11 protein-coding genes and 1 pseudogene are annotated in these 12,782 nt (G+C 59.7%); 3 read left to right on the forward strand and 9 right to left on the reverse strand.

From position 1 onward, the window contains the following. Positions 1-47: 47 nt before the first annotated feature. Positions 48-1,538, reverse strand: coding sequence for an aldehyde dehydrogenase (locus KVG88_RS26560; protein WP_217873205.1), 1,491 nt, complete (start codon positions 1,536-1,538; stop codon positions 48-50). A 229-nt stretch (positions 1,539-1,767) separates the two neighbouring features. Here KVG88_RS26560 and KVG88_RS26565 point away from each other — a divergent pair, with 229 nt between their 5' ends. Then, the gene (locus KVG88_RS26565) at positions 1,768-2,682 is read left to right on the forward strand and encodes a LysR family transcriptional regulator (protein WP_150701570.1); all 915 of its coding nucleotides are present in this window, start codon (positions 1,768-1,770) and stop codon (positions 2,680-2,682) included. Between the two features lie 159 nt (positions 2,683-2,841). Here the strand turns inward: KVG88_RS26565 and argE are convergent, their stop codons facing one another. The 7 genes and pseudogenes from argE to KVG88_RS31440 all read right to left on the reverse strand — a co-directional run. Continuing rightward, a complete protein-coding gene (gene argE / locus KVG88_RS26570; RefSeq protein WP_217873206.1) occupies positions 2,842-4,005 on the reverse strand; it encodes an acetylornithine deacetylase in 1,164 nt (387 codons plus the stop codon). Next, positions 3,998-4,675: a DUF1028 domain-containing protein gene (locus KVG88_RS26575; RefSeq protein ID WP_150787112.1), complete on the reverse strand. Its 678-nt coding sequence runs from the start codon at positions 4,673-4,675 to the stop codon at positions 3,998-4,000. Before KVG88_RS26575 ends, argE begins: the two co-directional genes overlap by 8 nt. Before the next feature lie 117 nt (positions 4,676-4,792). After that, positions 4,793-5,152: a DUF6124 family protein gene (locus tag KVG88_RS26580; RefSeq protein ID WP_217873207.1), complete on the reverse strand. Its 360-nt coding sequence runs from the start codon at positions 5,150-5,152 to the stop codon at positions 4,793-4,795. Positions 5,153-5,648: 496 nt separating this feature from the next. Further along, positions 5,649-8,165 carry an ATP-dependent helicase HrpB gene (hrpB, locus tag KVG88_RS26585; RefSeq protein ID WP_217873208.1) on the reverse strand — a complete coding sequence of 839 codons (2,517 nt, stop codon included), beginning with the start codon at positions 8,163-8,165 and terminating at the stop codon, positions 5,649-5,651. A 42-nt stretch (positions 8,166-8,207) separates the two neighbouring features. Next, a complete protein-coding gene (locus KVG88_RS26590; protein WP_150701575.1) occupies positions 8,208-8,960 on the reverse strand; it encodes a nucleotidyl transferase AbiEii/AbiGii toxin family protein in 753 nt (250 codons plus the stop codon). Continuing rightward, complete coding sequence (locus KVG88_RS26595) at positions 8,954-9,973, reverse strand: hypothetical protein (RefSeq protein ID WP_217873209.1); 1,020 nt, start codon at positions 9,971-9,973, stop codon at positions 8,954-8,956. The genes KVG88_RS26590 and KVG88_RS26595 overlap by 7 nt, the downstream gene beginning before the upstream one ends. Positions 9,974-10,052: 79 nt before the next feature. Further along, a pseudogene (locus KVG88_RS31440) lies at positions 10,053-10,127 on the reverse strand (DEAD/DEAH box helicase); the annotation flags it as partial. 109 nt (positions 10,128-10,236) lie between these two features. Between KVG88_RS31440 and pmcY the strand changes: the two are divergent. Together pmcY and KVG88_RS26605 are read left to right on the forward strand one after the other, a co-directional pair. Then, positions 10,237-10,656: a periplasmic Zn2+ metallochaperone PmcY gene (gene pmcY, locus KVG88_RS26600; RefSeq protein WP_150701577.1), complete on the forward strand. Its 420-nt coding sequence runs from the start codon at positions 10,237-10,239 to the stop codon at positions 10,654-10,656. Between the two features lie 29 nt (positions 10,657-10,685). After that, positions 10,686-11,594 carry a cation diffusion facilitator family transporter gene (locus tag KVG88_RS26605; protein WP_217873210.1) on the forward strand — a complete coding sequence of 303 codons (909 nt, stop codon included), beginning with the start codon at positions 10,686-10,688 and terminating at the stop codon, positions 11,592-11,594. Here the strand turns inward: KVG88_RS26605 and KVG88_RS26610 are convergent. Then, on the reverse strand, positions 11,576-12,628 hold the full coding sequence (locus KVG88_RS26610; protein WP_217873211.1) for a DUF6515 family protein: 1,053 nt from the start codon (positions 12,626-12,628) through the stop codon (positions 11,576-11,578). The two genes, KVG88_RS26605 and KVG88_RS26610, sit on opposite strands and share 19 nt — an antisense overlap. Positions 12,629-12,782: the final 154 nt, after the last annotated feature.

The raw sequence follows: 12,782 nt of genomic DNA on the forward strand, positions 1-12,782 counted from the left end.
CTTCAAACCGCACACCATCGGCAGGCGGTTAATTGTTCAGCAGACGCTTAACGCAATTGAAACCAGGTGGTTTTCAACTGGGTGTATTTATCGAACGAGTGCAACGACAAGTCCCGGCCGAAACCCGATTGTTTGCCACCGCCGAACGGCACGCTGACATCGAGGGCGTCCACGGTGTTCACCGAAACAGTGCCGGCCTTCAGCGCCCGTGCAACCCGGTGCGCACGATTCAGATCGTCGCTCCACACCGAGGCGGCCAGCCCATAGATGCTGTCGTTGGCCAGCCGCACCGCTTGCTCTTCGGTGTCAAACGTGGAGATCGCCAGAACCGGGCCGAACACTTCTTCGCGCGACAGGTGCGAGTCATGATCGACGTCGGCAAAAATGGTTGGCTCGATAAAGTTGTCGGAACCGTTGAAGCTCAAGCGACGGCCGCCGGCGAGCAGTCGGGCGCCGTCTTCGTGGGCGCGCTCGATAAAACTCATCACCCGCGATGCCTGCGCCGAATCGACAATGGCGCCAGCAGCGCTCACAGGATTCAGTGGATCGCCGGGCATCCAGGCTTTGGTTTTCTCCAACAGACGCTCGATAAATTCTTCCTTGATCGAACTTTGCACATACAGCCGTGAGTTCGCCGAGCAGACCTCGCCCTGATTGAAGAAGATGCCGAACGCCGCTTTCTCTGCGGCCAGATCCAGATCACGGCAATCGTCGAACACCAGGCTCGGGCTCTTGCCGCCGCATTCAAGCCAGACCTGCTTGAGGTTCGACTGCGCGGCGTACTGCATGAAGTATTTGCCCACCTGAGTCGAGCCGGTAAACACCAGGCAATCGACATCCGGATGCAGGCCCAGCGCCTTGCCAGCAGACTCGCCCAACCCCGGAAGTACGTTCAGCACACCCGGCGGCAAACCGGCTTCCAGCGCCAACTCGGCCAGACGCAGGGCCGAGAACGGTGATTGCTCGGCGGGTTTGAGCACCACGCTATTGCCGGCCGCCAGGGCCGGGGCCAGTTTCCACGCTGCCATGTCGAGCGGGAAATTCCATGGCACCACGGCCGCGACCACGCCCAGCGCTTCACGGGTGATGGTTGCCAGCGCCGAAGACGCCGTCGGCGCGACCTGATCGTAAAGCTTGTCCAGCGACTCGCCGTACCAAGCGAACACATGGGCCGCGCCGGGGACGTCGATGTTGTAGGCATCCATCACTGGCTTTCCCATGTTCAGCGAATCGAGCAGCGCGAGCTCTTCACGGTGCGCCAGCACCAGCTCAGACAGACGCAGCATCACCCGCTTGCGCTCGACTGGCGCCATCCGCGCCCAAGGGCCTTCGTTGAACGCGCGACGCGCACTGCGCACGGCCAGTTCCACTTCCACTTCGCCACACGCGGCGACACGGGCAAGCAACTGATTGGTCGCCGGGTTGATCGAGTCGAATGTTGCGCCCGAGGACGCAGCCACCTGTCGGCCATCGATCAAGGCTTTGTCTGAGAAGGTTTGCCGGGCAGCTCGTTGCTGCCAATAGTCGAGGTCGAACACGCTACGCTCCCTTTACGACCGCCTGGGTGGTCGGGGTTGTTATCAGAGGTTGGAGAGATAGTGCGGCAACCGTACGCAGAGGAAAATTATTAAAAATGTGCTCGGGGTATAAGAAAAAACTGGGTAAGCGCTGCCCCAGTCCAGAACCCGCATAGGGTAAGGTTCAGTCAACCATCTGTGCGGCGGCCATCCGGTCTTGCAGCGCAAAACAAAGCAGAACGAGGTGCGTGTGGCTTCCTATACATTGCGGCAACTCAAGTATTTCGTCACAACGGTAGAGGCCGGTAGCGTCGCTGAAGCCTCGCGACAGCTGTACATCGCGCAGCCCTCGGTTTCCACGGCGATCAAGAGTCTGGAAGAGTCGTTCAACGTCCAGTTGTTCATCCGCCACCACGCCCAGGGCGTTTCGCTGACGCCCACCGGCACGCGCTTCTATCACAAGGCGCAAGAGCTGCTGCGCATGGCCAGGGAGTTTGAGCAGAACGCGCTGGCCGACAACGACACGGTGTCGGGGCAGATCGACATCGGCTGCTTCGAGACCGTTGCCCCGTTGTACCTGCCACAACTGATCGCAGGCTTTCGCAAGCTTTATCCGGGCGTGGACATTCGTATTCGCGATGGTGAGCAGCAAGAGCTGGTGCAAGGCTTGACCGCCGGCACTTTCGACGTGGCGTTCCTCTACGACCACGGGTTGGATGGCACCATCCAGACCACGCCGCTGATGCCACCGCAAAAGCCTTATGTGTTGTTGCCTGAAGGGCACCGCTTTGCCGACCAGAAAGAAGTATCGCTGCGGGACTTGTGCAGCGAGCCGATGATTCTGCTCGATGTGCAGCCGAGCCGTACTTACTTCGTGAGCCTGTTCCATGAACTGGATCTGACGCCCAACATCGTGTTCAGCTCGCCTTCGATCGAGATGGTGCGCGGCATGGTCGGTCAGGGATTCGGCTTCTCGATCCTGGTCACCCGCCCGCACTCGGAATGCACTTACGATGGCAAGAAAGTGATCTCGGTGAACATCAAAGAGCCGGTCACCCTGTCCGGCTTGGCGTCGGCCCATTTGAAACGCAGCCAACTGACCAAGCCTGCGCAATTGTTCGTGGATTTTTGCCGCGAACAACTGAGCCAGAAAGTCGCGCCCTGAATCAAAATCAAAAGATCGCAGCCTTCGGCAGCTCCTACAAGGAAACGCATTCCAATGTAGGAGCTGCCGAAGGCTGCGATCTTTTAACCCACGACGCCAGCCACCCCAAACAACCGTGCAACGCATCTCCTGTAGGAGCTGCCGAAGGCTGCGATCTTTTTATCCAGCACCACACAAATAATCAGCCAATCGCACCAGCATCGCGTCGCAACCACTCAACTGCTCCAACGAAACAAACTCATCAGGCTTATGCCCCTGATCCATGCTGCCCGGACCACACACCACCGTGGGAATCCCGGCCTGATCAAACAGCCCACCCTCGGTGCCAAACGCGACCGTCCCAAACTCTGAAGAATTACTCAACAGAGCCAGCAGCCGCGCCGCCTCACTCTCGGGCGGTGTCGCCAATCCGGGATAAGCACTCAGCGGCCGCAGACGAATGTCGGTATCCACCTGCACCGCGCGCATCTTGGGCAACAGGTTTTCCTGAGCGTAGGCCTGCAACTGATCCGCCACGACCTGTGCATCGAAGTCCGGCAATGCCCTGACCTCGAAATCGAACTCACATTCGGCCGGAACAATATTCAACGCCCGGCCACCTTTGATCACACCCGTTTGCACCGTTGAAAACGGCGGGTCAAAACGCGAGTCGTGGTGATCAGGATGCGCCAACTGCTCACCGATCACGCCGAGCCGGCCAATCAGCTGTGCCGCATATTCAATCGCGTTCACCCCATACGGCGCATACGCCGAATGGCACGCCGCACCGCGCACTTCGCAGCGCATCGCGAGTTTGCCTTTGTGGCCGAGCACAGGCTTGAGTTCTGTCGGTTCGCCGATCAGGCACAGCCGAGGCTTGAATGGTCGTTTCTCCAGCTCGGCCAGCATCGGCCTGACACCCAGGCAGCCGATTTCTTCATCGTAGGAAAAGGCCAGGTGCACCGGGGTCAAAAGCGGACGCTGCACGAAAGTTGGCACCGCCGCGAGCACCGAGGCGATGAAGCCTTTCATGTCCGCCGTGCCACGGCCGTAAAGGCGCCCTTCCTTTTCCGTCATCTGGAACGGATCGACCGTCCACGCCTGCCCATCAACCGGCACCACATCGGTGTGCCCGGAAAGCACCACGCCACCGGAAATGAGCGGGCCGATAGTCGCGAACAGATTGGCCTTGGTTCCTTCTTCGTTGAAGAACAGCTCGCTCTGAACGCCATGCCCGGCCAGATACGCCTCGATGAAACGAATCAGTTCGAGGTTGGAATCGCGGCTGACCGTGGCGAAACCAATCAGGCGTTCCAGCAGCGCGCGACTGGACGCCTCACTCATCCCCCGGCACTCCGTAGCTCGGCGCTGTCGTCGGGTTGAGTGCGCGCGTCAGGTAGTCCTGCATTTGTGGTCGATAGGCTTGCCAGAGGCCATCCAGCTGCCCGATGGGGTCTTCCTCGGCCCAGTCCACCCGCAAGTCGATGATCGGCCAGGTGTGATCACCCACCACTTTCAGCGCAGCGGAATGCACCGGACCGGCCTCACCACCGGCCGCCATCGCCGCGTGCATGGCCGCCAGCAAACGGTCGGCCAACTGACCCGGCTCAGCCTCGAACGCCGCGACCATCGCCTCGATGACCCGCACGTCGCTGAGCAAATTACCCGCCGCGACACACTGCTCGCCCTTCACCGCGTTATGCACGCCCAACGACTCTTTGCCGCTGAACAGCGCAATCCGCCCTGACGCATCGATCACCGTGACCTGTCGGTATTGGCTCCAGCCGTTGGACGTGAGCGCCTTGTCCAGCGCCGCGTCGGGCTCCAGATGCTGATGTTCCAACAAGTCCAGAATCTGCGGGCCTAGCGCCGGCAGCGTAATGTTCTGCGTAGAAACCGCACCCACCCCCGCCCGTGCCCAAGGGCAACGCGCACCGACCGCAATGCTCGAAGAACTGATGGCAATACCGAGCTGCCCGGTTTCAGGGCAGCGTCCGATAATCGAGAACGTCATGACTCACTCCTTAAAATTCCAATGCACGCGCAACTGCATTCTGTGCATGCACTGGAAAGGGAGAAAGCAGGTTTTTTGTGGCTTTGGGGAAGGAAAAAACTGGTCAGGCCCGACCTGCTACTCAGGCGGATCAATCTGATCCAGCACCCGATTGGCTGTGATCTCCGCCAGCATCACGCTGTTGGAAATCCCTAGCAGGGCATTGCGCGATTCGCCGTCCAGGTGATCGACCAATTGATGGACCATGACGTCGATTGAGGCCAGGGTTTCGACCAGATAAACCGCAAGGGTTTCGGTGGAGGCCTGCGGGTCGACGGTAAACAGCGTGCTGACAGTACGCGGCGTGGCTTTGATGTCGGCGGTCGAGGGAAAGTGAAAGTTGAGGGCGCGTTCGGCGGCCTCGTTGAGTTTTTTGGAATCGGGTTCGTATGGGGATGCCGGATCGGTGTCCGGCGGATTTGGAGTTACCTTGAACATAATTGCGTCCCTTCTGAAGTAGGGCTGCAACCGTCTCGCGACTAAACGAAAGGGTGGCAGCGGTGCGCAAGTTAGTCGACCGGCAAGGAAACACAAAAATCCGGCGCGTCCGAGGACGCCATGCGCACAGCTGCCATAAAGTGCAGGCGATACCTGACTGATGACGCTCGTGCGACCGTATTCCTTAGGCGGGCGACTAAACCCGATCACTGATGAGCAGTGACACGAATCAAGTTACCGATGGCCTCCAAAGCGCACAAGCCGGCGGATTCTGGCGTACCCGTAGGCAACGGCGCAAGGTCTTGTAGCTTGCAGGAAGTATCCTTAAACGCCTTTAAACACGGGCTCTCCGTCGATGCTTAACCAACTGATGCTCGCGTTAAATTGAAGGTGAAAGCCTATCGGCGGCACAGGTTTGTTAGGCCGCGTTGGCTGGGTTTACGACTGCTGCGCAGCCGGACGCAGGCTTCGCCAGCTGCTACGGATTGCGGTGGGTTTATTTGCGTGGCTTGATTCGTGCGGTTGCTTCGGCCACCAACGGATCATCCGGCCAATAATGTTTCGGATACCGCCCCTTCAAATCCTTTTTCACTTCGGCGTAGGTGCTGCGCCAGAAGTTCGCCAAATCCTGAGTCACCTGCACCGGGCGTCGCGCCGGGGACAGCAGGTGCAGCTTGACCACTTGCCGGCCACCGGCGATGCGCGGGGTTTCCGCCAGGCCGAACAACTCCTGCAAACGCACCGCAAGAATCGGCGGCTGCTCGCTGTAATCCAGACGAATCGACGAGCCCGACGGCACGCTCAAATGATGCGGCGCCAACTCGTCGAGCCGCTGCGGCAGCGGCCACGGCAGCAGGTTGTGGACGATGCTCGACAGGTCGAGATTGGCGAAGTGGCTGAGCCGCGAGACTTTGCCCAGATACGGCATCAGCCAGTGCTCAAGACTTTTGAGCAGCGCAGCGTCGCTGACGTCCGGCCATTCGCTTTCGCCCTTGCCGGCCATATCCAGCTGACGCAACAACGCCACCCGCGCCTGCCATTGGCGCAGCTCCGGCGTCCACGGCAACAGCTCCAGGCCTTTGCGTCGCACCAGGTTGACCAGCGCCTGGCTGCGGGCGGTTTCATCGAGCCCGGTCAGCGGTTCACGGCTGAGGATCAGCTCGCCGACCTTGCGTTGGCGCTCGGCACGCAGCACGCCTTCGCGTTCGTCCCAATCCAGTTGATCGACGCAGCGCACCTGCTCCGCCAACACTGAATCGAACAGCGCCGGATCAAAATCCGCCGCCAGATAAATCCGCTCTTCGCGTTGCCCCTGGCGACTGCCGAGATCAGCGATCACCAGCCACGACTGCTTCATCAAACTGTCCGCTTCGGCGAACAACGCGGCGCGACCGTTGGCCAAGCGATACTCGGCGCCGCCAGCACGACGTTGCTGAGCGACGCGATCCGGATAGGCCAGCGCCAGCAACGCGCCGAGCCAGCGCGGATGATCGGGATCGCTGACCGGCTCCGACGCCTTGCCCCGCAGATAACCGCGATACTGCCGCGCCAGTTGCCGGGCTCGTTGCACCCCACCCTGCGCGCCGCGAGCGGCCCGTTCTTCGCCGGACAACAACACCAGCCGACTGTGCAGATCCGCGCCAGCGCCGCGCAAGATATCGCGCTCGCCGAGTAAAGCCGCGACATCGCAAGCCATGTCCGCCAACCCCAGCGCCTGACCGCGCAACAACAAATGGCCGATGCGCGGATGCGCCGGCAATTCGGCCATGGCCTGACCGTGACGGGTCAGCGCTTCGCCCTCCAGCGCGCCCAAGCGTTCGAGCAAATCCTGCGCCTGTGCATACGCGGCGGCGGGCGGTACATCGAGCCACACCAACTGCCCGGGCGTCACGCCCCAACGACCAAGTTGCAAGGCCAACCCGGCCAGATCCGCCGAAAGAATTTCCGCGCTGCCATAAGCCGCCAGTTGCTCGTGCTGATCCTGCGACCACAAGCGATAACACACGCCCGGCTCCAGTCGCCCGGCCCGACCCGCGCGCTGCGTGGCGCTGGCCCTGGAAATGCGCTGGGTATCGAGGCGGGTCATGCCGCTGCCGGGGTCGAAACGCGGCACACGCGCCAACCCGGCATCGATCACCACGCGCACGCCATCGATTGTCAGGCTGGTCTCGGCGATGTTGGTGGCCAGCACGACTTTGCGCTTGCCCGGTGGCGCAGGATCGATCGCCGCACGTTGCGCGGCGAGGTCCAGTTCACCGTGCAACGGGCAGAGCAAAACCTGCGAGTTGTCGCCCAACGCATCGGCCAATTGCTGATGCACACGACGGATTTCCGCTTGCCCCGGCAGGAACACCAGCACACTGCCGGTTTCGTCGTTCAGGGCTTCAAGGATGGTTTGCACCAGCCGTGCCTCGATGAATTCACCGGACTGAAACGGTCGACCCCAGCGCATCGCCACCGGGTACATGCGCCCTTCGCTACGCAGGATCGGCGCATCGTCCAGCAGCCCCGCCAGACGTTCGCCTTCGAGCGTTGCCGACATCAAGAGGATTTTCAGCGGCTGGTCGTCACGGAACAGCTCCCGACCGTTCAGGCTCAGGGCCAACGCCAGATCAGCGTCGAGACTGCGTTCGTGAAATTCATCGAAGATCAGCAACCCCACGCCGTCCAGCGCCGGGTCGTCCTGCAAGCGCCGGGTCAGAATGCCTTCGGTGACCACTTCGATACGAGTATTGGGGCCCACCTTGCTGTCGAGCCGAATGCGATAACCCACGGTTTCGCCAACCTTCTCACCCAGCTCACTGGCCAACCGCTCCGCCGCCGCCCGCGCCGCCAAGCGCCGCGGTTCGAGCATCAGAATGGTCTGCCCGGCCAGCCAAGGCTCATTGAGCAGGGCCAACGGCACGCGGGTGGTTTTACCGGCACCGGGCGGCGCTTCGAGCACGGATTCGTGGCGCGTAGCGAGGGCTTCACGCAGGGCGGGTAAAACTTCATCGATCGGCAAAGAAATCATGCTGGCTCCCAAACAAGCCGCGCAGTATAGCGACGAACAGCCCTATACCTTGAATGCTGAACGTATGCGCTCTGCGACTTCAGTGATAGTGACACCACGCAGCCCAACGGCTTTCATATCGACGTTCAGAGAGGGCATAACGTCGAGAAAGCTTCGCAAGTCGTTTGCGATGCTTTCCGGCAGATCAACATCTGATTCCGCCGAAAGAAGACGAGACAGAAGCAAAACGTCCTTCAAGTGTTTATTGCTTTTGCGGCCCGCCCCCTCCTCCACGCAATCCGGATGACTGAGATTGGTCCATGCCTGCGCCTTGAGCGGAATAAGCCGGTCAACGCCGATGTAGGCGAGATCGTTCGTATGATTGCGACCTGCGACGATGAAGCTGTAGTAAGCATCGTCGAGCAAAATGGCCGATAAATCGGAAATCTCTCCATCGATTGGAACCGGGGTCAGATCAGCATTTTCTGGCAGCGTTAAACCGTCGGGTGCCCTTGAGAACAATTCAAGAAGAACCGGGTAACGTTCATCAGAAGGCTTGCCGAACCTGTACCGCTTTGACGGACCATCAAGCTCCTGTCGCTCGTTATAACCTCCGCGCTTGATGAACTCCCAGAACTCAGCACAGAACACTTCATCCAACGCTTCGATGATGAGCACGATGTCCAGATCTCGCGTTGATCGGAACTCAATGCCCGCCTCCTCAAGAGTAAGACTGGCTGCAACGCCGCCGATGAGCACATATCGGTCCGCATGGCCGGCAAAGGCTTCGCGGAAGGTATCCAATCCTTTTACCATTCGATCTTCTCCATCATTTCATCAAGGCTCAGTTGAACCCGGTCGTCGACGTTGTTCCTCAGGCTCAGATAGAGAGACAGAGGATCGACGCTTTCTGGTGACATCGGAATCCGGGTTTGCCCTGTAATGTGATCAGGGGAATAACTCCAGATCTCGACCTCAACGACCGGTTTGTCGAATGGGTCAACTTCCGCGCGACCGGAGCGAGCGACTTCCAAATCCCAACTTTCTTTGGTGAACGCAATAACGGGTATTGACGGCTCGCCCAGCAAGGAGAGCCTGCTGAGCGCAGACAATCCTGCGACTCTTTGCGCCACGGGTTGCCAATCTGCATACACCACCCGCTTCACCGGGCTTTGCAGAACCGGCAGGGATTTCTCCCATATGGCTTTAGGAGCAGCAACGAAACGCCAAAGTATTGATTTGCTACTGGATACCGGCTCTATCAATCCGAACGAATGAAGCTCTTTCATCGCCCTGGATATCGTCATTTTGGAGTAGAGGTCTGCGTCGACCAGATCGGTCCCCCGGAAGGTATCATTCTCCTCCCAACCTCGATTGAGGGTTGCGATGAGCACAGCCTGGCTAGCCGGGCTCAAGACAGTTTTTTCTGCCTGCCTGCTGCGATAGAACTCACGCAGATCAAGCCCGAGCTGCGGTGCGAACAATTGGTTGCCAGGAACAACGAACTGGACACCGGCCTCAATAAGGCGCTTGCGCTCAAATGATTGGAGTGCACCGGTCGCATAGAGAATCGGGGGATCTACGATTTTTTTCAGAATATCGATGTGCTTGCGAATCTTCGCTGCATTTTCGAAGGGTTCATGAGCGAGTAACACCAAGCATTGACACCCATGCAGTGTCACTACGTCGAAGGCGTACTCATCCAGGAGATAAAAAGGCAAACCCTTGGATTTCGCCCAACGCTTAATCTCGGGCTTTACCCCGAAAATCAACTGGAAATAATTTTGAATCTCTTGCCGGCTAGTTCTCATCTCAGCACCAAGCAACACGATTAACGCACAGTAACAGCGCAAATGTTACCGTACAACTATCATGTTACAACTCAAATCAGTTTGCCTAATCGCACACCAACACAGCTTCGTGACGTGTAGCGAGGGCTTCACGCAGGGCGGGTAAAACTTCATCGATCGGCAAAGAAATCATGCTGGCTCCCAAACAGAGCGGCGAGTATAACGGCGAACTGCCTGGCATTCGTCGCGGTCCTAATTCATATCGACGAAGCTTCGTTTTGAGATTACTCAGGAGATTTCATATGCGCGTTCCCTTTCGCCTGATTGGCGGTGTTCTGGTTGCAACTTTGCTGACACAACTGACCGCCTGCGGTTCGATTTTCTACCCGGACCGTCGTGGCCAGATCGACGGCAAGATTGACCCGGCGATTGCCGTGCTCGATGCCGTGGGGCTGCTGTTCTACATCGTTCCCGGCCTGATCGCGTTTGCGGTGGACTTCGCCACTGGCGCGATTTACTACGCACCGGGCGAGACCGCCCAGGTCGCCCCGGAAAAACTCAAGGAGGCCATCGGCGCCGACGGCAAGGTCGATAACCTCAAGTTGCAGACTATTCTGGAACGTGAAACGGGCCGCAGCCTGCCGCTGGACGATCCACGCCTGATCCAGCACAAGGGAAGCACTCAGCAACTGGCCCTGCTTGGCCTGCAACCCGCCGCGTAAACGGTGCACTTGAAGGAATAGCCGCACTCATGATCTCCAGCTCCGAACACGCCCGGCTGCTGCGGCTGGCAACCCGTGCCTCGGTGGCGGTGGCCTGCACGCTGATCATCGCCAAAGCCATCGCCTGGTGGTTGAGTGGATCGGTGAGCATGCTCGCCGGATTGACCGACTCGACACTCGACGGCGTCACTTCGTTGCTCAACTTGCTCGCTGTGCACTACGCCTTGCGCCCGGCCGACGACGATCATCGCTACGGGCATGGCAAGGCCGAGTCGCTGGCCGGCATGGCGCAGGCGTTGTTCATCGGTGGCAGTGCGGTGCTGATTGCGTTGCAGGCGTATGACCGGCTCAAGCACCCGGAACCGGTGGGCGCGCCATGGATCAGCATTGGTGTGATTGTGTTCTCGCTGGGCCTGACCCTGGCGCTGCTGATGTTGCAGCATCGGGTGGTCAAGGCCACCGGCTCCAACGCTGTGCGCGCCGATTCGCTGCACTACCGCTCGGACATGCTGCTCAACGGCAGCATTCTGGTCGCATTGGTGTTGGCGGGTTTTGGCTGGCATCAGGTCGATGCCTGGTTCGGCCTGGGGATTGCCGCGTACATTCTCTGGAGCGCAGTGACGATTGCCCGGGAAAGTTTTGCGGTGTTGATGGATGAAGAACTGCCGCCGGATGTCAGCCAGCACATGCTCGAACTGGCTTGCAGCGTGCCGGGGGTATTGGGTGCGCACGACTTGCGCACGCGGATTTCCGGCAACCAGTGGTTTGTGCAATTGCATCTGGAATTGCCGGGAGAGCTGACCTTGTCAGTCGCCCACGGCATCAGCGATCAAGCCGCCGATGCGATTCACGCGGCCTACCCGCGAGCCGAAGTGCTGGTGCACGCCGACCCGCAGGAAGTGGTGAAAGCCGCCAGGGCTCAGAACGTCACACGATAACCGCGACTGCTCAGGCAACCGCCCTGGGCTTGCCGGTAGGTTTGCACCACGGTCGGGTCCGGTTGATAGGTGTCGACACGCGGGTCGAAACCACTCTGCTCAACCGCCCAGCGATAGCAATCGTAGCCATCCTGATTGACCTGCTCCGGCGACTGGCCGTTGGCCGGGTAGGCTTCAACATCGATACCATTCCCGGAGGCCAGCGGCTGTCCGGGCGGCTCGACCACCACGTAATCCTGTGTGCTTTCCTGATAGGCGTAGTACGACCCCGCAGCCAGGAACAACAGCGAACCGCCGATCCAGACTTCACGGGCGTAATCGGGCAAATACTGGATGCGAATCCCGCGTGGCGGCTGTACGACCACGTAACGCGGGCCTTGCGGGCGATACCAGTAGCCGCCGGAGTAAAAATAATCGCGACCACCATAAGGCACGCGATAATCACGGTCCGGGAAGCGGTCGATCACATGTCCCGGCCGGTACTGCGGGCCAGGCCCCCAGCCGTTGCCGCGACCGCTCGGACGACCCTGCCACTGGTTGTTGCCATTGGACGGTGCGCCGATGTAGCCATTCCAGTGCTGATTGGGGTCATTACGCCGCGGTTGGTCCTGATAGTAACCACGGCGCGGCTCTTGGGTTTGCTGCACGGTGTCGGGCCGAGGTTGAATCGGCAGGTCATTGGCAGGCAGTTGCGGTGGTGGAGGCGGCGAGCGCACGCGACTGTTGTAGTCTGGCGGTGGACGGTTCTGCGATTGGCTATTGTTCTGGCCTTGGCCGTTGTGCTCGAACTGGCGGCTGTTGTCGCCACGAATGATGTCGTTATTCTGCGGACGCGGCTGATTCTGTTGCTGGCCGTTCTGCGGGCGCGGCTGATTGTTACCGCCGTGCCCCTGATTATTGTTGCCCTGACGACTGCCGTCGCCATGCTGGCCACCATCGGGGCCACGGTTCTGCGGCTCATCGGCCAGCGATTGCGCAGTGACACTGAAACACAGCAAACCAACACCGGCCAAACGCCAGATGCACGACTTCATGCTTTTCCTCACTGCGGGTTAGGGCTTGTACGTAAGACTGGAAATGCACAGGCCGGTTCTGCAACAGGTTATCAGTCGCGAAACTTATTTATTGAGTGGCGAACGCCAAATTTTGGCAAGAAAAAGGGGAGACCCGTCGGCCTCCCCTTGAGAA

The sequence above is a fragment of the Pseudomonas azerbaijanoccidentalis genome (assembly GCF_019145495.1).
In the GTDB taxonomy this organism is placed as follows: domain Bacteria; phylum Pseudomonadota; class Gammaproteobacteria; order Pseudomonadales; family Pseudomonadaceae; genus Aquipseudomonas; species Aquipseudomonas azerbaijanoccidentalis.